Origin of the sequence: Rhodococcus sp. EPR-134 (assembly GCF_001647205.1) — a bacterium.
GTDB classification, from domain to species: domain Bacteria; phylum Actinomycetota; class Actinomycetes; order Mycobacteriales; family Mycobacteriaceae; genus Rhodococcus_F; species Rhodococcus_F qingshengii.
In genome coordinates this window covers 1-21,081 of sequence record NZ_LVCT01000507.1, presented here as the reverse complement: position 1 = coordinate 21,081, position 21,081 = coordinate 1, and the positions used below count along the sequence as shown (strand labels likewise).

Annotated in this window: 18 protein-coding genes; 10 read left to right on the top strand and 8 right to left on the bottom strand. The window is 63.5% G+C overall.

The window, feature by feature from the left end; translation table 11 throughout:
* Positions 1-15: 15 nt before the first annotated feature.
* The 3 genes from rpsR to rpsF form a co-directional block, all read right to left on the bottom strand.
* Positions 16-258, bottom strand: coding sequence for a 30S ribosomal protein S18 (gene rpsR, locus A2J01_RS23335; RefSeq protein ID WP_003941245.1), 243 nt, complete (start codon positions 256-258; stop codon positions 16-18).
* A gap of 39 nt (positions 259-297) precedes the next feature.
* Entirely contained in the window at positions 298-822 is a 525-nt protein-coding gene (locus tag A2J01_RS23330) for a single-stranded DNA-binding protein (RefSeq protein ID WP_003941248.1), read from the bottom strand.
* Positions 823-886: 64 nt separating this feature from the next.
* Positions 887-1,174 carry a 30S ribosomal protein S6 gene (gene rpsF, locus A2J01_RS23325; RefSeq protein WP_003941237.1) on the bottom strand — a complete coding sequence of 96 codons (288 nt, stop codon included), beginning with the start codon at positions 1,172-1,174 and terminating at the stop codon, positions 887-889.
* Positions 1,175-1,384: 210 nt separating this feature from the next.
* On the opposite strand from rpsF, the gene A2J01_RS23320 reads away from it, so the two are divergent.
* From A2J01_RS23320 to A2J01_RS23310, 3 genes are read left to right on the top strand one after another with little or no spacing between them, the layout of a single operon-like run.
* Positions 1,385-2,740, top strand: coding sequence for a glycosyltransferase family 87 protein (locus A2J01_RS23320; protein ID WP_007735530.1), 1,356 nt, complete (start codon positions 1,385-1,387; stop codon positions 2,738-2,740).
* Positions 2,740-3,324, top strand: coding sequence for a GNAT family N-acetyltransferase (locus tag A2J01_RS23315; RefSeq protein WP_064113689.1), 585 nt, complete (start codon positions 2,740-2,742; stop codon positions 3,322-3,324). The genes A2J01_RS23320 and A2J01_RS23315 overlap by 1 nt, the downstream gene beginning before the upstream one ends.
* 45 nt (positions 3,325-3,369) lie before the next feature.
* Complete coding sequence (locus tag A2J01_RS23310) at positions 3,370-4,149, top strand: DUF4190 domain-containing protein (protein WP_030537127.1); 780 nt, start codon at positions 3,370-3,372, stop codon at positions 4,147-4,149.
* Between the two features lie 6 nt (positions 4,150-4,155).
* On the opposite strand, the gene A2J01_RS23305 is transcribed toward A2J01_RS23310, so the two are convergent.
* Positions 4,156-7,998, bottom strand: coding sequence for an nSTAND1 domain-containing NTPase (locus A2J01_RS23305; RefSeq protein WP_064113688.1), 3,843 nt, complete (start codon positions 7,996-7,998; stop codon positions 4,156-4,158).
* Positions 7,999-8,184: 186 nt separating this feature from the next.
* Here A2J01_RS23305 and A2J01_RS23300 point away from each other — a divergent pair, with 186 nt between their 5' ends.
* Positions 8,185-8,484 carry a helix-turn-helix transcriptional regulator gene (locus A2J01_RS23300; protein WP_082900937.1) on the top strand — a complete coding sequence of 100 codons (300 nt, stop codon included), beginning with the start codon at positions 8,185-8,187 and terminating at the stop codon, positions 8,482-8,484.
* Positions 8,485-8,486: 2 nt separating this feature from the next.
* On the opposite strand, the gene A2J01_RS23295 is transcribed toward A2J01_RS23300, so the two are convergent.
* From A2J01_RS23295 to A2J01_RS23280, 3 genes are all read right to left on the bottom strand, one after another.
* Positions 8,487-10,064, bottom strand: a complete 1,578-nt coding sequence (locus tag A2J01_RS23295) for a glycosyltransferase family 87 protein (RefSeq protein WP_050657048.1) — start codon at positions 10,062-10,064, stop codon at positions 8,487-8,489.
* A gap of 39 nt (positions 10,065-10,103) precedes the next feature.
* Positions 10,104-12,251: a transglycosylase domain-containing protein gene (locus A2J01_RS23290; RefSeq protein WP_064113687.1), complete on the bottom strand. Its 2,148-nt coding sequence runs from the start codon at positions 12,249-12,251 to the stop codon at positions 10,104-10,106.
* Positions 12,252-12,813: 562 nt separating this feature from the next.
* Positions 12,814-13,233, bottom strand: a complete 420-nt coding sequence (locus A2J01_RS23280; RefSeq protein WP_042448217.1) for a DUF5318 family protein — start codon at positions 13,231-13,233, stop codon at positions 12,814-12,816.
* Between the two features lie 128 nt (positions 13,234-13,361).
* Here A2J01_RS23280 and A2J01_RS23275 point away from each other — a divergent pair, with 128 nt between their 5' ends.
* The 6 genes from A2J01_RS23275 to A2J01_RS23250 all read left to right on the top strand — a co-directional run bounded on the left by A2J01_RS23275 (position 13,362) and on the right by A2J01_RS23250 (position 18,790).
* Complete coding sequence (locus tag A2J01_RS23275; RefSeq protein ID WP_007735521.1) at positions 13,362-14,201, top strand: DUF1707 SHOCT-like domain-containing protein; 840 nt, start codon at positions 13,362-13,364, stop codon at positions 14,199-14,201.
* Positions 14,202-14,210: 9 nt separating this feature from the next.
* Positions 14,211-15,032 carry a DUF1707 SHOCT-like domain-containing protein gene (locus tag A2J01_RS23270; RefSeq protein ID WP_050656990.1) on the top strand — a complete coding sequence of 274 codons (822 nt, stop codon included), beginning with the start codon at positions 14,211-14,213 and terminating at the stop codon, positions 15,030-15,032.
* 9 nt (positions 15,033-15,041) lie between these two features.
* Positions 15,042-15,812 carry a DUF1707 SHOCT-like domain-containing protein gene (locus A2J01_RS23265; RefSeq protein WP_054827438.1) on the top strand — a complete coding sequence of 257 codons (771 nt, stop codon included), beginning with the start codon at positions 15,042-15,044 and terminating at the stop codon, positions 15,810-15,812.
* Between the two features lie 116 nt (positions 15,813-15,928).
* On the top strand, positions 15,929-16,492 hold the full coding sequence (locus A2J01_RS23260; protein WP_003946014.1) for a PadR family transcriptional regulator: 564 nt from the start codon (positions 15,929-15,931) through the stop codon (positions 16,490-16,492).
* Positions 16,485-17,588, top strand: coding sequence for an inositol-3-phosphate synthase (locus A2J01_RS23255; RefSeq protein ID WP_003945979.1), 1,104 nt, complete (start codon positions 16,485-16,487; stop codon positions 17,586-17,588). Before A2J01_RS23260 ends, A2J01_RS23255 begins: the two co-directional genes overlap by 8 nt.
* Before the next feature lie 143 nt (positions 17,589-17,731).
* The gene (locus tag A2J01_RS23250) at positions 17,732-18,790 is read left to right on the top strand and encodes an isopenicillin N synthase family dioxygenase (RefSeq protein ID WP_231915885.1); all 1,059 of its coding nucleotides are present in this window, start codon (positions 17,732-17,734) and stop codon (positions 18,788-18,790) included.
* Positions 18,791-18,798: 8 nt separating this feature from the next.
* Here A2J01_RS23250 and A2J01_RS23245 read toward each other — a convergent pair whose 3' ends face one another.
* The gene (locus tag A2J01_RS23245; RefSeq protein ID WP_064113686.1) at positions 18,799-20,916 is read right to left on the bottom strand and encodes an oxidoreductase; all 2,118 of its coding nucleotides are present in this window, start codon (positions 20,914-20,916) and stop codon (positions 18,799-18,801) included.
* Positions 20,917-21,081: the final 165 nt, after the last annotated feature.

The window sequence follows — 21,081 nt, the reverse complement described above, 5'->3', positions numbered from 1 at the left end:
CTTTCCTCCCTTTCCTTAGCGAGCCACGGTGGCGTAAGGCAGCAGTGCTACCTCACGTGAGTTCTTGACGGCAATGGCAACGTCGCGCTGGTGCTGGACGCAATTGCCGGTGACACGGCGAGCACGGATCTTTCCGCGATCGCTGACGTACTTACGAAGCAACGTCGTGTCCTTGTAGTTGATCTGCGTGTTCTTCTCTTTGCAGAAGGTGCAGACCTTCTTCTTCATAACCTTGTCGCGCAAGGGCGGCTTCGGCATGTCTTTGCTCTTTTCTGGATGTTCCTGATCAGGTACGGATCAGAAGGGCGGTTCGTCGCTGCCCGCACCACCGAAGGAGCCCGAAGCCTGAGGCGCACTGCCCCAAGGATCGTCTCCACCCGAAGGTGCAGCGCTCGGACGTCCGCCACCCGATCCGCCGGAGGAACCGCCGAAGTTGCCGCCTCCACCGCCGCCACCACGGTTGGCCTTGTTGACCTTTGCCGTGGCGTACTTCAGTGAAGGACCGATTTCATCGACTTCGAGCTCGACGACAGTTCGCTTTTCGCCCTCGCGAGTTTCGTACGAACGCTGCTTGAGCCGGCCGCTCACGATTACTCGTGAACCACGGGTCAAGCTCTCCGCGACGTTCTCGGCTGCTTCGCGCCAGATGTTGCAACGCATGAACAGCGCATCGCCGTCTTTCCATTCATTGGAATTACGGTCGAAGGTGCGGGGCGTGGAAGCAACCGTGAAGTTTGCAACCGCGGCACCCGCCGGGGTGAAACGAAGTTCAGGATCAGCCGTCAGGTTTCCGATGACGGTGATGATGGTGTCGCCAGCCATGTGGTTCCTCCTGCATTGATGTAAGACCGTTGGGCGCGAGAGTAGAGCTCGCTACCGACAGTAATTACTTGTTGTGGCGCAGAACCTTCGTGCGCAGAACCGACTCGTTCAGACCGAGCTGACGATCGAGCTCAGCGACGGTGGCGGGAGTGGCGTTGATGTCGATCACCGCGTAGATACCTTCAGCATGCTTCAGGATCTCGTAGGCGAGACGACGCTTACCCCAGACATCGACCTTGTCGATCGTGCCGCCGTGCTGGCGCACAACATTGAGGAACGTATCCAGTGAAGGAGCGACAGTGCGCTCGTCCAGGCTGGGGTCAAGGATGACCATCAATTCGTAATGACGCATAAGACCTCATCACCTCCTGTGGACTAAGTGAAAACGGCCACGGACTATCCGTGGCAGGAGGGTCGTTGCGTCAGCAACCCTCGTAGGTTACACGAGGGGCCTTGACCAGGGAAATCGTCCCGGCCCTCCGGGAAGACCGCCAGGTCGATGCGCGACGCGTGGTGCAGACGCATCACCCCGCGAGCCACTGCGCCCCCTAGGGTGAGAATCATGCGAACAGACCGCAAGACCCCGGCGTCGATCCTGGCGTTGGTCGTCGGATTGTGCGGGCTGACGATGGCGCTGGGCTATTTCAACAAGGCCAGATGCGGCGGTGCACCGTTCGCGCCCGACGGACGAAGCCTGAACTTCGACGTCAACAAGAACATCGACGTCTGCTACTCCGACATTCAGTTGCTCTGGCTCGGACGAGGTATCGATCAGCATCTGTTCCCCTTCGTCACCGGAGGGATAACGCCCGAAGGATTCCTGACCGGCGGAACCGTCGAATACCCGGTGCTCAGCGGAATTCTGATGTGGCTGGGCGGTATCGGCTCACACACCGACACCGATTTCCTTCTGCACTCGGCCCTGATCCTGGCTCCTTTCGGACTGCTCACGGCGTGGATGCTCGGCAAGATGAGCGGCGCGTACGCGCTCGTGTGGTCGGCGACTCCGCCCCTGGTTCTGTACGCATTCCACAACTGGGAGCTCCCGGTGGTGGCCACCAGCGTCGGCGCGATCTTCCTGATGACGTTCGAGCGGATCCCGCTGCGAACTCGCGCGGTTCTGGCGGCCGTCATCCTGGCGATCGGTTTCTGTTTGAAGCTGTACCCGGGAATGTTCGTGCTGCCGCTCATGGCCTACGTGCTTCTACGCGGCACCGAAGGCAAGCGCTACGACGTTCGTGGAGCGCTGATGACGGCGGGCGCGGCGATCGTCACCGTCGTCCTCGTCAACCTGCCGTTCGCCCTCATCTCGTACGAAGGCTGGCGCGCGTCGTTCAGCTTCCAGGAGAAGCGAAGCGCGGACATCACCACCAACTCGGTGTGGTTCTGGGGTTTGCGCCCGTTCTACGGTTTCGGAGTTCGCGAACTCAACGCCGACTACGACGCACTGGTGAGCATCCTGTCTCCGGTGATGATCCTGTTGTCGTTCGCGCTCGCGATGTATCTGGGTTGGCGCCGCTACGTCCGCGACGGCTACTTTCCGTGGATTGCAGTCAGTGCCGCGATGCTGTGCGGATTCGTGTTGCTGCACAAGGTCAATTCACCGCAGTACACACTGTGGATCCTGCCTTTTCTCGTACTGTTCAAGATCCGGTGGTTCTGGATCGTCGCCTATCTGATCGCCGACGCAGCGTTGGGTATCGGCATCTTCCGGTACTTCTACCAACTGGACATGAATCTCGATCCGAGCAAGTACGAAGCCGTCGTCCAGGCGAGCGTGTGGGGCCACGTCATCCTGCTCGCCGTGTTCTTCTTCCTGTTCCTGCGAGTCCCGTTGCGGTATCCGCTTGCCGGTGGGACCGATCAGATTGCCAACTCCGACAACAACCTTCCGACTCACTCACGGGAGCACGCCTGATGACTGCATCATGGTTCGAATCACCGACGCTGACCGGTGATCGTGTCCGACTCGAACCCCTGGGCGTCGCGCACACCGACGCTCTGCTCGCTGCTGCCGACGACCCGGCGATCTTTCGTTGGACCGCATCGCCCATCACCGATCGGGAACAGGCACAGAAGTACATCGCTGTAGCAACCGACGACCCGAATCGGATCGCCTTCGCGCAGGTGAACATCGCGACGAACGCCGTGGTCGGCACTACGTCCATGTACCAGATCGACCCGGTAAACCGCAGTCTTGCAATCGGGTACACGTGGTTGTCGCGATCGGTTCAGGGAACCGGGATCAATCCCGAATCGAAGCTGCTCCTGCTTCGTCACGCCTTCGACCAGCTCGAAGCCGTACGCGTCGAGTGGCACACGGACGAGTTCAACGAACAGTCCAGGGCAGCGATCGCAAAGCTCGGCGCTCAGTTCGAGGGCCTGCTGCGCAAGCACCGACGCCGTGTCGACGGCAGTTGGCGTACAACAGCGCTGTTCGCGATGACCGACGACGATTGGCCGACCATCGCACCTCAGCTCGAGACACGTACCCGAAACTAGCCATCACCTGCACTCTTCGACGAAGTCCATGCCAAGATTCACCTCATGAGCGATCAGGGTGGGTACGGGTACCAGGGCAATCAGAATTGGCAACCGGCTCCGTACGGGCAGCCCGATCCGTACGGCAGGCGGCCGACGAACACACTCGCGGTACTCGCCCTCGTCTTCGCGTTCCTCATCGCGCCGTTGGGGATCGTCTTCGGGCACATCGCTCGCGGCCAGATCAAACGGACCGGCGAAGAAGGCGACGGACTCGCCCTTGCCGGACTGATCATCGGCTACATCTTCACCGCACTCGGCATCTTGGCCGTGATCGTGTGGATCGCGTTCTTCGGGCTGCTCGCCGCCGCTTTCGGCAACGCCGCCAATGAAGCGAGTTCGCGGAGTCTCACCTATACGACGCCGTACTCGTACTCCACGACCACGACTCGGGCGCCGAGTGCACCCACCACAGCGCCGAAAACGACGACACCCCCACGCGTCACAACCTCGATCGGACCAGCGCCGACCGTCTCGGGCACCAACCGTCAGGGCTTCATCTCCGGCGGCCCCAGTTGCAACTCCACCAATCCTGCCGTCGCCATCGCCGTCACGACCGGATCACGAATCGTCATCTGCGAAACCGGAGTCGGGCGTTACTACTACAAGGGTCAACGGCTGAGCGACGGCGCCACCATCGAACTCGACGATCCGACGCCCACCGGCAACGGATTCACCGTCACCAACAAGGACGTGACGTACAAGCTCACCTCCGCCGGACTGGTGATCACCGGCAGCGGAGGCGAGCTGGGTCGGGAACCGGCGCTCGAGTTCTGGATGAACTGACCCACGTCAGCCGGCACACGGATCCTGATAGGGAACACCGGGCAGGTACCGCTCCCATTCGGCTTCCGTGATGGGAGATCCTGCGGTGCGGCACAATCGATCAACGACGCCGTCGGGGTCGATTCCCCACAAGCGAACGGTCTTGTCCGACCCGCTACCCGCGATCATGTCACTCTCGCCGGCGAACTGAGCGTCGTTGACGCGACCCGGGTAGGCGGACAGCGTCGCAAATCGTGTTGCCTGCGAGGGAGTCTCGATGTCCCAGAGCCAGACGGTTCCGTCGCCGACACCGGCAGCGAGCCGATCACCGGCGCGGTTGAACGAGATCGAATAGATTGCGCCCTCGGGGCCGACGAGACGAGCGAGTTCCTCGGGTGCCGACGGTGTGCGTACGTCCCACACGGCGACACCGTGATCCGCACTTCCAGCGGCCAACAGCGTTCCGTCGGCGCTGAAAGACACTGCTAATGCGTAGCTTTCGAATCCACCCACCGTCGCCGCCACCCGGGGCGACGCTGCGTTCGACACGTCCCACAGATCCACTTCGTTCTTGGCGTTCGCGATCGCCAAGATGTCGGTACCTGGCTGAAAGGCCATCATCTGCGGGTAGGAGCCGACATCGGTCGACGACAACAGTTTCGGAGCCGACGGGTCGGAAACGTCGACCAACGCAATACTGTTGTCGTCCTGCGAGGACACCGCCAGCAGATCTCCGGCGGGATTCAGTGCGACAACCGCCACGATGCCCTTCACATATACCGCAGGCTCGCCGTAGATACGTGGCGACGCCGGATCACTCAGGTCCCAAAGATATGCACCGCCGCCGCCGGTGCCGCTCACAGCCAGGTTCCCGTCTGCCGACACCGCCGACGCACCGCTGAAAGAGTCGTCCCCTTGCGGTTTCAACTCCGGCATCACCGCGGGGCGATCGAGATCCTCGGTGTTCCAAGCCAACATCGCGCCACCCCTGGTACCGACGCCGGCCACCAGACGCGAGCCGTCCGCGGCAAAGGGACTGGTGAAGATCGTGTCCCGAGCTCCCGCCCAGACCGGACCCGGAAGAGCCCACACGCGAGTCACACCGTTGAGTCCCCCGGTGACCAGATTGCGGCCGTCATCGCTGTAGTCGACTGTGGTCACCGCCCCACTGTCCGGAAGTGTTTCGATCAATGCCCCGGTTCGGGGGTCCCACACGCGCACGGAGTTGTCGGAACTCCCTGCAGCAAGGCGTGTTCCATCTTTACCGTAGTTGAGTTCGTTGACGTAACTGGAAAATCCCGTCAGCGCCGGGAGGGGAGCAGGGCGCGCCGGATCGCTCATGCCCCACCGAACCACCTCCCTGCCAGTCGTTCCCGCCGCAAGCTCACGTCCGTCCGGGCTGAAGGCAACGCCGAGGTAGTGGACGGTGGTGCCGTTGGGCTCGGTCGCGAAGATCGGCGCCGATTCCTCACCCCACTTCGCGACGTCCCACACGCGCAGAGTCGCTTGACGCCCGCCCGCCACGAGGAAACGTCCGTCGGGGCTGAACGTCGCGGTGACAATGCCGTCAGCTGGATGCGGAACAGCAGGCAAAGCAACGGCATTCGTGGAGGTGTCGACGTTCCATCGCAGGACGTCGGGCGTCGAGGTACCGGCGACCAGCTTGGTTCCGTCTGGGCTGACCTCCATGTCCTGCACTACGCGTTCACCGTCGACGGGAAGTGTTCCACGGACCGGATTTTCGGGATCCGACACGTCCCACAGCGCAGCGCCGCCGGCGCCACCGATCGCAAGCAGCCGTCCGTCCGGGCTGTAGGCGACGGCAAAGAGGGCCGTGCCCTCCGAGACTCCGAGGAACTCCGCCTGCGGAACAGCTGAGGCCACACCGTCCACCATCGGATAAAGTCTGACCTTCCCATCCGAACCACCCACCGCCACAACAGTTCCGGCTGGGTTTATCCGGGCCTTCATCGCGCCGGGCGGTCCGATGATGCGAGTAGCCGAATGAACGCCCGACGCATCCAGCAATGCCGAGCGGGCTTCGGTTGTTTCGTTGACCGCAAATGCCGCCAGAGCAAGCTGCGACGCCAGCGACGGATCCCGCTCGCGCATCCTGATCGACTCGGTGGCCACCTGACGCGACATCGCCTCGTCTCGCGCGGTATCTGCTTGGACACGTTGACGATTGGCTCCGATACCGGCGACGGTGGCAACCACCGCCAACACCAGAGCGATCACCGACGCGGCTGCCAACGCAGTCACGAGCCGTCGTAGCACGCGTGTACGTCGGCGATCGGCAAATTCCTGCTGATCACGATGCTCGATGCTCGCGGCGAGGTACTCCCGCTCGGTGGCATTGAGGTCGGCGGCGCGGGTCCGACTCGGTTCCAGTGGGAGCCCGAGTTCGCCCGAACGCAGCCATTCTTCCGTCAGATGAAGACGTGCGGGTCCGAGCAGCGCGCCGGGGTCGCGTCCACTGTCTTCCCACACCTGCGCCGCGTAGGTGAACCTGCGATGCACCGCCAGACCGGCGCGGTCCGAGTCGATCCAATCGCGAAGCCGACTCCACGCGGACAGCAAGACCTCGTGCGAAACCTCGACGGTCTCCTCGTCGACGGTGAGAAGGCGGCGTAAGGCGAACCGGTCGATGACGGTATTCACGTCGTCGACGTCGTCACCGAGGAAGAGTTCGGTGCGCGGTGCCCGCCGACGCGTCTGCGTCACTTCGTCGACGTTGACCAACCGGAGGAAGATCCTGCGCGCCAACTGCTGCTGCCGCTCTGTGAGCTCGCCGTACACTTCCTCCGCGCTTTGCTGGACGGCTCCGGCAATCCCGTCGGTGGCGTAGTAATCCGAGACGGTCAGCGTCTTACGCGTCGACCGTTGCCAGGTCCCCAGCAGTGCGTGCGACAACAATGGCAAAGCTCCGGGGTCGCTGGCCGTGCGCGAGCCGCGTGGTGTCAGCTCGGAGACCAGAACCTGAACCAACTCGCTCTGCACGGTCATCCCGGCCTTGACCGCCGGCTCGACGATCACTTCGCGCAACTGCTCTTCGGTCAGCGGCCCGACCACCATCGGCGAGTCGTCGAGCAGTGGCACCAAAAGCGGTTCCTTCGCCGCGAGCCCGTAGAAGTCGGCACGCATGCCGATGACGACAATGGTGTTCTCACCGAGTTCCGCGAGAGTCTGCAGTATTTCCTCGCGACGATCACCGTCGCACTGCGTCCACAGTTCCTCGAACTGATCGAGCATCAAGACTGTTGGTTCGTCGGAAATCGACGACGGGATTCCTCCCGTACCCGGCTGCCGGATTTCCACCCGCCAGCCGTCGAACCGTGGATCGTCTCCAGCGATCTTGGGGGCGAGCCCGGCCCGCAGCAACGACGACTTACCCGAGCCGGAAGCACCGATCACCATGAACTGACGGCGACGTTCACCCTGTATCGCCGACGCCACCCGTTCCGCCAAATTGGCAGTGAGTTCGTCTCGACCGAAGAACCACTCGGCGTCCTCCTGCCGGAACGACTCGAGACCTCGATACGGAACGGTGGCGTCGCCGCGTCGTCTGGCCGTCAGCTGTCTCACTCGTTGCACCGCACTGATCCAGCGCTGCCGCTCATCCTCGGAATCGACGCCGCAGGCCTCGAGGAGCGCGAAAAACATCGGGGTACTCGCCGGCGTCGGCAGGTGTTGGCCGGCAAACCATCCGCTGACGGTTCCGTGCAAACCACCCGAACGCTCGACGGCTTCGCGGACCGTCAGTCCGGCTGCGTTCCGCAGTGCAGTGAGCGTCTCAGCAAACTGCCCACGCGACTCGATCCGGGCGGGATCGACCTGATTGTGCGTACCGGCTTCTGCCTTCGAGTTCATAGCGACGCACTCTATCGGAGCAGGTAGGGGATTTGTCCGTTGTATGGACTCTGTATCGAGAGAGTTGCACCCGTTCCACTGAGACACCTCGATCGAAATACTCGTCTCAGTCGCACCCTGAGCCAGCAGCCCTTCTGCAAATACGGCAGTCGACGCCCATCCCCTCCGTCGAAAGGCGCTACTCGCGTGTCTTCAATCGGCATTTCTCCGAAGATCGAGGCAAAAGTGTCCCGAGTCGGCAACCCCAAGCACGGCAAGCACAAGCCGAAGCTGAGCGTCCGCGAGATCGAAGTACTTCTTGCCTGGCTACGTTCGGATTCCAAGTCCGAGGTCGCCGAGACACTCGGCCTACGCGTCTGCACCGTCAACACACACATCACTCGGATCCGCACGAAGTACAGCGACGTCGGGCGGCCGGCTCCCACGAAGGCAGCATTGTTTGCCCGCGCGGTCCAGGACGGGTACACCACCCTCGACGAGTGGTGACCTCAGACCGTGACGGGTTCCGGTTCCTTCGCCTTGGACGGCTTCAGCCAACCGGGTAGCCAGGCAGGTTGTTTGTCCGGTGCTTGATCGAGAACACCGCCCGCCGGATCGTCGATGAACCCGTACCGCACGAGATCCTCCGACGGCCGGTAGATCTGCCGGAGCACCAGCGCGCACAGAACGAGTACCGCGATGTCCCGGATCACGACGGTTCCGGTGAACCACTGCTCGGGCAGCCCCTTGTTGGACACCCCGAGGTAATACATCATTCGAGGAACCCAGACCAGGGCGTCGATGGTCATCCACGCGAGCAGGAGTCTGCGGTGCGGCAAGGCCAACACGGCCAGCGGCACCAGCCACAGAGAATACTGCGGGCTCCACACCTTGTTCGTGAGCAGGAAGCCCGCCACCAACAGGAAGCACAGCTGCGCAACTCGCGGACGACGCTGCGCCGTCAGGGCGACGTATCCGACACCGATGCAGACGGCCACGAACAAAAGCAGAGAGACGGCGTTGAGATTCGACGGTGACTCACCCTGTGCGAGAGGACCGTCGAGGCCCTTCCACGACGTGAACGACGCGATCACGTTGTAGAGCGAATCCGGATCGGCCCCGCGTTCGGAGTTGAGCCGGAAGAACTCGTACCAACCATGGGGGTACAGCGCGGCAATGGGCAGGTTCACCGCAAGCCATGCCGCGACCGCGCTGAGAGCGGTCACCAGCCAGTCCCTCGTCTTGCCCGCGCGCAGACACAGGACCAAGAGCGGTCCCAGTAGGAGCAGCGGGTAGAGCTTTGCGGCGCCGCCCAGGCCGAGCAGGATTCCCGCGAGCACGGGCCGCTTGCGTGCCCACGCCAACAACCCACCCGCCGCGAACGCCGTCGCCAGAGGATCGAAGTTCGTGAACACGTGCACGATCACCAAAGGGGAGCACGCGATCAGAGCGCCGTCCCACACTCGTCGTCCGGCCAGCAGGGTGCTCGCCCACACGGTGACCAGCCACGCCAACGCCAACCCGAACGCCACGACGTTGAAATAGAGCGCCACCTGAATCGCGCCCGGCAGCCAGGTGATCGAATCCCACGTCTTGGCGACTTTCATCGCGCCGTACTGATAGAGCCCCGAGATGACCGGATACTCCATGTACCGCATCTGGATCGAACCGTCGCCGCGTACTTCTTCCCACGACGTCTTGTACGGGAATGCTCCCTGATCGAGGCGCTCGGCTCCGTACAGCGGAACGGTGTCGGAGTAACACATCGCCACGTACTGACGGCTGCCACTCCAGTCGAGGCCGACCTGCCCGCTCTCGCCGACCGGCGCCTGCTGAATACAGCCCGCCTTGGCGAACCAGCCGAAAGCCAAGAACACCACGGCGAGCAGAAGGATCACTCGCATCGGTGTGAAGAAGCGAGTGCGTCCGATCAGTGCGTGACGACCTACCGGACCGCCGACGGTTCCCGACAGCGCAGACACCATCGCGTCGTTGCGACTGGGAACGTCCCGCCAATCCGCCGAACGAAGATCTTCGGCCAGCGGAGCGGGGGAGGTCGGTTCGGCATCATCAGCATTCGCGGCCACTCCGCGAGGTTACCGTCTTTCGAACCGACCACCCTCCAACTACTGGCCGGGGCTCACACCTGCCGGTTCTTCCTCGGTGGACTCGCCTGCCCCTGGTACCTGTGGCGTGGTTGTCGTCGGCCGGGAGATGCCCGGAATCGGGATCGTGATGCCCGGCAGAACCTCGACCTGCGTCGTTGTCACCACGGGCGGCGGAGTGGTTTCCGTCGTCGTCGGTGCGGTGGTCGGCGGCGCCGACGTCTTGGGCGGTGCGGGAGCCGTGTACTCCGGAACACCACCGGCTTGACCGTTGATCTTGCCCGGCGTCGGGAACTTCTCGTTGTCGGTGCCCTCGAGGGCGCCGTCCATCGTGTCCTTCCAGATGTCCGAAGGCAGACCCGAGCCGTAGATCATCGCGCCACCGGAATTGGTGATCGCTTCACCGTCGGGAGTTCCGACCCAGACCGCGGTCGAAAGCGACGGCGTGTAGCCGACCATCCACGCGTCCTTGTTGGCTCCGGTGTCACCGAGCTGCGCGGTACCTGTCTTCGACGCCGACAGACGTCCGCCGGCCAGGTTGTGACCGCGCGAGTACGCCGCGATCGGCTGCATCGCAGCCGTCACGTTGTCCGCCACGGCAGCGTCGATGCGGTCTTCACCGGCGGGCGCGCCGCGGTCCAGCAGCACGGTGCCGTCGGCCGCGACGACCTTCTGCACGAAGTGCGGTGCGTGATACGTACCGGACGCGGCGAGTGTCGCGTACGACGACGCCATGTCGAGCACGCGGGCCTGGTACTGGCCGAGCACGATGCCGTTGTTGGGGCCGGAACCGTCGGCCTCGGTGAGCGACGGGCCGACGCCCGGGATGTCCTTCGGGATGCCTGCCTTGTGAGCGATGTCCGCGATTTCCTGCGGGCCGTTGCCGTCGAGGCTGAGCATCTGACGGTAGAAGCTGGTGTTCAGCGAACGCTTGAGCGCCTCTGCGATGGTGCAGGTGCCGCAGCTTTCACCTTCGACGTTGCCGATGGAGATGCCGTTGACGGTCAGCGGTGAGCTGTCGTACATCTGCGAGAGCGGGATTCCCTGATCCAGGGCGGCTGCGAGGCCGAACACCTTGAACGAGGAACCGGTCTGAAGTCCGGCATTCGCGAAGTCGTATCCCGCGCCGTCCTCACCGCCGTAGTACGCCTTGACGGCTCCGGTCTTCGGATCGACCGAGACAACTGCGGTACGCAGGTTCTCCGGCTCACCCTCCATGTTGGAACGGGCTGCCTCGACCGCTGCGGCCTGAGCCTGCGGGTCGATGGTCGTGGTGATCTGCAAGCCCTCGGTGTTGAGCAACTGCTCGCTGATTCCAGCGTCGCCGATCTCCTTGAGCACCTGACGCTTGATCAGGCCTTCGGGTCCGGTCGAGCCCTGGCTGCTGTTGTCGACCTGGGCGAGCGGGATGTAGGCGGGGTACTGCATCGGCGTGCGCGCGGCCTGATCCAGCGTGCCGGCGGACACCATGCCGTCGAGCACGTAATCCCAACGGGACTTCGCGCCTGTCGGGTTGGTCTCGGGATCGAGGAGCGACGGAAGCTGGATCGACGACGCCAGGACGGCGCCTTCTTCGATGGACAGCTGGTCGACGGGCTTACCGAAGTAAGCCTTGGATGCTGCGCCGATGCCGTATGCGCCGCGACCGAAGTAAATGGTGTTCAGATACGCGGCGAGGATGTCGTCCTTGGACCACTCGTTGGCCATCTTCGAGGAGATGACGAGTTCCTTCATCTTTCGCGTCAGCGAACGCTCCGAGCCGACAAGCGCCTTCTTGACGTACTGCTGCGTGATGGTCGAGCCACCACCGGCGCTGTCGCGACCGAGGACGTTGTCTCGGGCCGCGCGTGCGAAACCGGAGATCGAGAAGCCCGGGTTCGAGTAGAAATCGCGGTCCTCTGCGGCCAGAACAGCGTTGCGAACGTGCGGCGGTACCTGATCGAGCGAGACCTCGACGCGGTTGCCATCTGGCGGGACGACAGTGCTGATCACCGTGGTGCCGTCGGCGGCAAAGACCGTCGCCACCTGATTGGTCTTGAGGTCACCGGGCTTGGGGACGTCCTGCACGATGTACGCCGCCATGAAGGCAAGGACGGGCAGAACAAGACCGAGCGCCACCAAGACGTAGGCCGAGCGGCGAACTGTGCGCCACTTGGACTTCTTCTTCACGGTGCTCTTTCTTCCCTTCGGGGGTTGTCCGTCGTTGCCACCGCCACCGGAGCCACCTGTCGGTGGCTTCGTCGGTGGAGGTCCGACCGGCGGGCGGGTGCCCGCGTTGCTACGGGTGGTCGCTGCTGCTGCCGCGACGCGCTGGGTCGGTTCGTTCGCCTGAGCGCCTACGGCGCGATCTCGAGGCGGCGGGCCGGCAGGTCGGCCTTGCGGCGGACGACCCTGAGGAGGGGGACCGGCGGGGCGGCCCTGAGGAGGCGGGCCCGAAGGTCGGGCTTGCGGCGGACGACCCTGGGGCGGGGGTCCCATCGGACGACCCTGAGGGGGCGGACCCTGAGGGGGCGGACCCATCGGAGGGCGTCCCTGCGGTGGTGGGCCCATGGGACGTCCCTGCGGCGGACGACCCTGAGGAGGTCCGGCGGGACGGTTGGGACCGACGGGACGGCCACCCGGGTTGTTGCCGCCCGGGTTGTTGTTGCTGGGGGAACTCACGAATCAAATCTCCAGTGGTCACGGACCGATCACGTGCAGACTTCGATCGGGCCCTTCTTCGGGTGTGGCGTTACTCGCTGGCGGTGCGCCGGCTTGGTGGGCGTGCTCGCCGCGGTCGCGGCGGCGCAGGTACTGCGCCGAGCACATAGGACTGCACCAAGTGGTTCCAACTGCAGGTACGGCACACCTCTACAACGTGCACCGTGAACTCCTCTGCTGTTTCCGCAAGCCGAGCGAGCTCGTCCGAGGTTCGGGCCGATCCCGAAACCTGACCGAGCTTGTCGCCGAACACCCAGGACACGAGCGTCAACTGTTCCTTGCGGCAAATGGGGCAGACGACGTCGCTGCCCCGGCCGTGGAACTTCGCGGCTCTGAGTAGGTACGGATCGGCGTCACACACCTGCTTGACGTCGGTCCGACCCGCAGACACTTCGGCCAGCACAGACCGACGCGCGAGCGCGTAGTCCACAACTTGCCGCTGTATCCGCACCTGACCAGCGTACGTGCGTCCGTGCCGCGACGGACGGTTCGGGAGGGTCACGATGAACACATTTCGGGGGCTGGGGGCATGGCGACCAGCCATTACGATCACTTCCTGTGAAGTCTTCTCGTTCTCCGATGACGCGCGCTCGTGATCTTGATCGCGTCGAAACGTGCAATGTGTTGGACGCCGCGTACGCCGAAGGGCAGTTGAGCGCGGAGGACTACTTCGACCGGACCGAGAAGGCGAAGTCCGCGAAGACCCTGCTCGCACTCGCACGCCTGGTCAACGATCTGCAGGTGCCGAAGATCGAGACCAAAACGGTGCCTCGGACGTCGACGGCACGAAAGGCCGTGTTCGTCGGTGCTGCTGCTCTGATCGTCGTCGGCGCGATCGCAGCAGTGGCGTGGAGTCGGTCACCGTTGACGCCCTCGGAAGACATCACAGCCAGTTATGCCAGCACTACTTCCCTCGCTCCGCCGTTGCCGACCACCACCCCGGTGCCGGAGCCGACCGTCGAACCGATCCTGATCGCACACATCGACACGTTGACGCCGGAAGGAATCGGCGCATTCATCGAGAGGTATCGAGAAGAGTTCGGTGACATGTTCGTAGACGACGCCAGCTTCCACGGCGACTACTCCTCAGTGAGCCGGGCGGTCCCCGATGCTCCCGCTCTCACCGAGTCCATCAGTTTTCGCGACGGCTTCGAGAGGGAAGTGACGTCCATTCCGCGGCGAACGGGCCAGCCGACCTTCGACCTCGGTTCCATCCAGATCGACAAGCTCGCGCCGTACATGGTGAACATCGGCGACTATGTCAATGTTTCGGACGCCGCGATCACCCACTTGATCGTGGACGCGAACTACGGCGTCCCGGAGATCGCGATCTATGCAGAGAACGGACTCGGCCACCAAGGACGCATCGAGGTCACGCCGTGGGGCGAGATCTCTCGTTCCTACCCGTACGGGAGCTAGGGTGAGCCGGTGAGTGGGTCCCCGACTACTACCTCTACGCGCACCCGTGCGCGCGACGTCGACCGTTCCGATACCTGCGCCGTTCTCGATACGGCTCTGTCCGACGGCCAGATCACGGTCGACGAGCACGCGAACCGGACGGCTGCGGCCATGACCGCGACCACGCTCGGACAGCTCGATCTGCTGGTCCGCGATCTGCAGAAAGCAACGCTGCGCAACGCCGTCGCCAAAGTTCGACGTATCGACAAGATCTGGTACCTCGCAGCCGCATCGACTATCTTCGCCGGCCTGATCGGGTACCTCACCTTGTCCGCCGACCCTTCACCCCCACCGCCTCCACCGGCGGCAGCCGAAAACGTCGAACCGCTTGCCCCCATTGTGAGTTCGACGTTGAACACGGTCACCGCAAGCGGGATCGGGGAATTCATCACCAGATACAGCGCCAAGTACGGCACGACGATAATCGATTCCGCCAACTTCTACGACGGCTATGCAAGCGTCACTCGCGCCGCCGCTGTCTCGCCGAACCTGGAGGAAGACATCGACTTTCGAGGCGGTTTCACACCACGCGACAGCACGTCGACTCGAGCAGCCAGCACCGTCACCTTCGACCTCGCTGCCGTCGACATCGACAAACTCGCCGGATATCTGGCAGGAGTGTCCGCAAATCTCAACGTCCCCGACGCCGAGATCACACACATCAGCATGAGTTCGTCGAGCGACGATCCACGCGTCTCCATCTACGCCAGCAACAACCTCGGCGCGAGCGGCTCAATGGATTTGACCCCGGATGGCCGCCCGATCCGCTTGTCTCCCTTCACTCCTCGATAGGCCCCGGACATGCCGAACGATCTGACCAGGACCACCCGCGCTCGCAATGCCGATCGCGAGGCTACCTGCGCAGTGCTGGACTCCGCCTTCGCCGACGGACAACTCACGGCGACCGAGCACGACGAATTGACCGAACTCGCCGCGGTGGCAGTCACTCTCGGCGATCTCGAAGATTTGACGTCCGATCTGCAGACCGAGGCGTCCCTACCCATTCTTCGGAAAGAACCTTCGCTCGACACGCGTTGGATCGCCGTTGTGATCATCGCGCTGTCACTGGTCTCGGCTGTCGGTTTCGGAATCAAATACGCCGCGTCCGACGTCACGATCTTCTCGAGCCCCGAGCCACAGTTACACACCGTCGACGGCCTGGGGGCGATGTTCCATGCCATCGAAACGGAGTACGGCAGCGGACTGGTCGACGAGATGACCATCTATCCCACTTATGCACGCGTAACGCGCGCCGATCCCGCCGCGCCGCGCAAGAGCCTGGACAGCTACTACCGAGGCGACCTCGAGGACACGACTTCAGGAGGATCACGCGAACCCGACGTGACACAGATCGACGTCAGACAGCTCGATCCTCGCATCGTGATCGCCCTGCTCGACGGCGCCGGAACCACCACCTCCGTGCAAAATCCGACCACTCGGTACGTCTCTGTCGACAGCACCGAAAATGTTCCGACCATCCAGATTCACGTCGGCAACGACCTCGACGAGAGCGGGTACCTGACCGCTGCCCTCGATGGCGAAATCATGTCGATCTACCCGTTCACCCCCTGATCTAGCCGTGACACCTTGGTACACGTATCGGGCCGCAGTGTGGTTTTATATATCGGCGCGATATAGTTGGTTATCGCATCAAGCGGTTAGGTTCAACGACTCGGGAGGTTTGTCAGTTGCTCGAACTCGCAATCCTCGGGCTGCTCCTCGAGTCACCGATGCACGGATACGAGCTGCGTAAGCGGCTCACTGGTCTGCTCGGCGCATTCCGCGCGTTCTCGTACGGATCGCTGTACCCGGCACTGCGGCGCATGCAAGCCGACGGATTGATCTCAGAAGACGTCGACACTGCCACCGGCACGCTCAAGCGTCGGGCGCGTCGCGTCTACCAGCTCACTCCGGAAGGTCGGCAACGGTTCACCGAACTGGTCGCCGACACCGGGCCGCAGAACTACACCGACGACGGTTTCGGCGTTCACCTCGCCTTCTTCAGCCGCACCCCCGCAGAAGCGCGGATGCGGATCCTCGAAGGCAGGCGACGTCAGGTCGAGGAGCGCCGTGAGGGGCTCCGCGAGGCCGTCGGTCGGGCCAGCGGATCGCTGGACCGCTATACCCGTCAGCTCCATCAGCTCGGACTCGAATCGAGTGAACGCGAAGTGCGTTGGCTCAACGAATTGATCGCAGCCGAGCAATCGACAACAGGAACATCCCGGAAAGAAGGAGAACCCGACCATGGGTGAGAACAGCACCGCGGTGCGCGTAGCCATTGTGGGCGTGGGTAACTGCGCCTCGTCCCTGGTTCAGGGCGTCCACTACTACAAGGATGCCGACGAGACCCAGACGGTCCCCGGCCTCATGCACGTCAAGTTCGGTAAGTACCACGTCCGCGACGTGCAGTTCGTCGCTGCGTTCGACGTCGACGCCAAGAAGGTCGGCTTCGACCTCTCCGAGGCGATCCTCGCGAGCGAGAACAACACCATCAAGATCGCCGACGTCCCGCCCCTGGACGTTCCCGTTCAGCGTGGCCCGACCCTCGACGGCATCGGCAAGTACTACGCCGAGACCATCGAGCTGTCCGACGCCGAGCCCGTCGACGTCGTCAAGGCACTCAAGGACGCTCAGGTCGACGTCCTCGTCTCCTACCTGCCCGTCGGTTCCGACGACGCTGACAAGTTCTACGCACAGTGCGCGATCGACGCAGGCGTGGCATTCGTCAACGCTCTGCCCGTCTTCATCGCTTCCGACCCGGAGTGGGCTGCCAAGTTCAAGGACGCCGGCGTCCCGATCGTCGGTGACGACATCAAGAGCCAGGTCGGCGCCACCATCACCCACCGCGTGATGGCGAAGCTGTTCGAAGACCGCGGCGTCGTGCTGGACCGCACCTACCAGCTCAACGTCGGTGGAAACATGGACTTCAAGAACATGCTCGAGCGTGATCGCCTGGAGTCGAAGAAGGTTTCCAAGACCCAGGCCGTGACGTCCAACCTGACCGGCGCACTTGCCGGCAAGGTTCACGACCGCAACGTCCACATCGGTCCCTCGGACTACGTGGAGTGGCTCGACGACCGCAAGTGGGCATACGTCCGCCTCGAAGGCCGCGCCTTCGGTGACGCTCCCCTGAACCTGGAGTACAAGCTCGAGGTCTGGGATTCGCCCAACTCTGCCGGCATCATCATCGACGCCGTCCGCGCAGCCAAGATCGCCAAGGACCGCGGCATCGGTGGACCGGTTTACCCGGCTTCCGCTTACCTGATGAAGTCCCCGCCGGTCCAGATGGCCGACGACAAGGCTCGCATCGAGCTCGAAGCGTTCATCATCGGCGCTGACGAAGCTTAATTCGACTCACACTGATTCGGGGTCTTGCGCCAATGGCGCAAGGCCCCGATTCTGTTATCCGCAGGGTGTTTCCGCATCCGCGCGGGTAATCACGCCTGCGGCTGCCGAATTGCCGTGCGGGTCCGGGTGCCGCTCAGCGTGGAATGATGGACATCAGAACCATCACACGGATCGAGGACCCCATGTCGATTACGTCGCTGCCAGTGCTCGATCTGTCGCTTGCGCAGAACCCCGACACCGCCGAGCAGTTCCGCACTCAGCTCCGCGAGGCCACCCACGAGGTCGGATTCTTCTACCTGGTCGGCCACGGAATTCCCGACGAACTGCAGCGCCGCCTCCTCGCCGTCGCCCGCGAGTTCTTCGCGCTGCCGACTGCCGAGAAGCTCGCGATCGAGAACGTCCGCAGCCCGCACTTCCGTGGGTACACCCGGCTCGGCGGCGAACTGACCGAAGGCAAGCAGGACTGGCGCGAGCAGATCGACATCGGGGCCGAACAGCCCGCGGCCGAGCGCACCGACACCTCACCGGCCTGGGAGATCCTGCAGGGCCCCAACCAGTGGCCCGACGCCCTTCCCGAACTCCGCGACGTCATCACCGAGTGGAACGACACACTCACCTCGATCGCATTGAGCCTCTTACGCGAATGGGCGGTAGCCCTGGGCCAGGATGCGAACATCTTCGACGACGCGTTCGCTCACGATCCGTCGATCCTCATCAAGGTGGTGCGTTACCCGGGCCGCCCGAAAGGTGCCGGCTCCCAGGGCGTCGGCGGACACAAGGACGCGGGTGTGCTGACTCTGCTCTATGTCGAACCGGGCAAGGGCGGTCTGCAGGTCGAGCACGACGGCGACTGGATCGACGCGCCGCCGATCGACGGGGCGCTGGTGGTCAACATCGGCGAACTGCTCGAGGTCGCTACCGGTGGCTACTTGAAAGCGACTGTGCACCGGGTAGTTTCGCCCGAGGGCGACGGTGAACGTATCTCGGTGCCGTTCTTCTTCAACCCGAACTACGCAGCGCAGATCCCGGAGTTCGACCTACCGCCCGAGCTCGCGGCGCGCGCCACCGGCGTCACCGTGGACGCGAACAACCCGATCCACGATTCCTACGGGGCGAACGCCCTCAAGAGTCGACTACGTGCGCACCCCGATGTCGCGGCCCGCTGGTGGCCGGAAATCGTTGCGGCACAAAGCGCTACCTAGGGGATGGGTCAAAGATCCATCGCGACTTTCCACGCCGTGTGCATCGCGCCCTCGATGTAGTCGACGTTCACCGCGTCACCGACCACGTGCACGTCGGAGACGACGCCGATCAGAGCGTCGGCCAGTCGCGCCTGCGCCGACACTCCCGAGGCGACGACAACCATGTCGGCCGGAGCGGTCAGTGTCTTGTCACCGGAACGGAATTCGACGTGCTCCTTGGTGATGCGCTGCACCGTTGAATTGCGGTGAATGTTCACGCCGACATGCTTGGCGTGCCGCACCGCCGTCCAGCGGCGCGGCATCGCCATCGGAATGCCCAACTGCTGGCCTTCTTCGATCAGCGTCACAGTGCGACCTCGCTCGGCCAGGAACTCCGCGAGCTCGAGTCCGACAAGCGAACCACCGATCACGACAACGTCCTTACCCATGGGCAGGAACTTGCGGGTCACAGCTCGGATCGCCGCGGGGCTCTTGGTGATACCGGACAGCTTGCCCAACTTGGCCATCGTCCGCAGGAACGGCGGTACCTGTGAGACGTCTCCCGCTCCGGTCATCAACGCGCGCAACGAATCACCGGTGTGCACGTGCGGCAAGTCGCCGCCCGGAACGCTAGGCCGCTCACGAACCGCACCGGTGGCCACGACTACGGCGTCGGGGTTCAGTGCCCGGATCGAGGCAACCGAGGCTTCGGTCTTCAGTCGAACATCGACACCGAGACGCTCGATTTCCACTTTCAACCAGCTGAGCAGACGCCCGTTGTCCGGGGTAGTGAGGCTCGAGAACCACAGGGTGCCGCCGAGGCGATCGGATTTGTCCAACACCGTGACTCGGTGCCCACGTTCAGCGGCCACGCGAGCCGTTTCGAGACCACCGGGGCCCGCTCCGACCACAACAATGTGTTTCGGAGTGCTGGTCCGAACGAAGGGGAGAAGCGCTTCGTTGCCCAGGGCAGGGTTCACCGCGCACAGCGGGGTCTCGTCCCAGAAGTTCTCCTGCACGCAGACGTAGCAATTGATGCAAGGCCGAACCCGCTCGGGTACACCGTCTTTGAGTTTGTTCACCAACTGTGGATCGGCCAGGAGCTGGCGGCCCATTGCGGCGAAGTCCGTGCGACCTTCCGCGATCATCTTCTCGCCGACCTCGGGGAGCATACGTCCGACCGTGATCACGGGGATCGATATCGCCTGCTTGATTCGCGTTGCATTGTCGGTGTAGTAGCCGACCTTGTCGGGCAGGGGGCCGTCGGTGAAGTTGGCAAAAGCATTCAGCGCGGTACCGGTGACGTGAATGGCGTCAGCGCCGGCCTCTTCGAACATCTTCGCGGCCGCAGCAGCCTCGTCGACCGTCAGCCCGTCGGTTTCGCCGTACTCTTGACCGGCCAGACGCACGATGACGGCGAGCGCACCACCGACCTCCTCCTTGACCGCCCGAATGACCTCACAAGCGAGGCGAGCACGGTTCTCCATGGAACCTCCGTACTCGTCGCTGCGCTGATTCGTGTACCGACTCAGGAACGCTCCGAGGACGTAGTTGTGGGCACAGTGAATCTCGACGGCGTCGCCGCCCGCCGCCTTCACCCGTCCGGCAGCCTCGGCGAACATGCGAACCAGCCAATCAAGATCTTCCTTGGTTGCCTCGTGGTACGTAGCCCTCTTGCCCTCGTTGATGGCAGCCATCTTGCCCAGTTCTTCTGGCGTGCAATCGGCCATCGCGCTCATGTCACCCGGCGGCTTCGGCGTGGACGGGACCAACTGCGGTCGGCCGTCGAGGGTATCGATGCGCGCCACCTTGCCGTGGTGTGTCATCTGCACACAGAGCTTGCTGCCTGCGTCGTGGACTGCGTCGGCCAACGCCTTGAGACCGGGGATGAACCGGTCTTCCGAAAGCCCCGGTTCCTTGCGGCTGGTGCAGCCCAGCGGATACGCAACAGCGCAGCAACCGGTGATGATCAGACCCGTTCCACCAGCTGCACGCGCCACGAAGTGGTCGATGTCGCCCTTTTCGATTTCCCCGTCTTCACACAGGTTCATGTCCATCGCAGGGAGAACCACGCGATTGGGCACGGTCATCGGGCCGATGGTGCCTGGTGCGAGCAGGTGCGGAAAGGTCTGGCTTCGGATCGTCACGAGCAGACGCTAGAACTGGACCACGCCCATCCGTTGCCGCACTCCCGATCAACGAGACTTCACGCGCTGTGACGTGCGAGGCACTCGGCTATCACCTCGAGCGCATATTCGAGGTCCGCGGATTCCACCCGTCCGTAGCCGATGACCAATCCGCCGGGGTCTCCG

Coding starts and splice junctions, on each gene's coding strand:
- rpsR (WP_003941245.1), bottom strand. CDS start 258: ATGCCGAAGCCGCCCTTGCGCGACAAGGTTATGAAGAAGAAGGTCTGC.
- A2J01_RS23330 (WP_003941248.1), bottom strand. CDS start 822: ATGGCTGGCGACACCATCATCACCGTCATCGGAAACCTGACGGCTGAT.
- rpsF (WP_003941237.1), bottom strand. CDS start 1,174: ATGCGTCATTACGAATTGATGGTCATCCTTGACCCCAGCCTGGACGAG.
- A2J01_RS23320 (WP_007735530.1), top strand. CDS start 1,385: ATGCGAACAGACCGCAAGACCCCGGCGTCGATCCTGGCGTTGGTCGTC.
- A2J01_RS23315 (WP_064113689.1), top strand. CDS start 2,740: ATGACTGCATCATGGTTCGAATCACCGACGCTGACCGGTGATCGTGTC.
- A2J01_RS23310 (WP_030537127.1), top strand. CDS start 3,370: ATGAGCGATCAGGGTGGGTACGGGTACCAGGGCAATCAGAATTGGCAA.
- A2J01_RS23305 (WP_064113688.1), bottom strand. CDS start 7,998: ATGAACTCGAAGGCAGAAGCCGGTACGCACAATCAGGTCGATCCCGCC.
- A2J01_RS23275 (WP_007735521.1), top strand. CDS start 13,362: ATGACGCGCGCTCGTGATCTTGATCGCGTCGAAACGTGCAATGTGTTG.
- A2J01_RS23265 (WP_054827438.1), top strand. CDS start 15,042: ATGCCGAACGATCTGACCAGGACCACCCGCGCTCGCAATGCCGATCGC.
- A2J01_RS23255 (WP_003945979.1), top strand. CDS start 16,485: ATGGGTGAGAACAGCACCGCGGTGCGCGTAGCCATTGTGGGCGTGGGT.
- A2J01_RS23250 (WP_231915885.1), top strand. CDS start 17,732: ATGATGGACATCAGAACCATCACACGGATCGAGGACCCCATGTCGATT.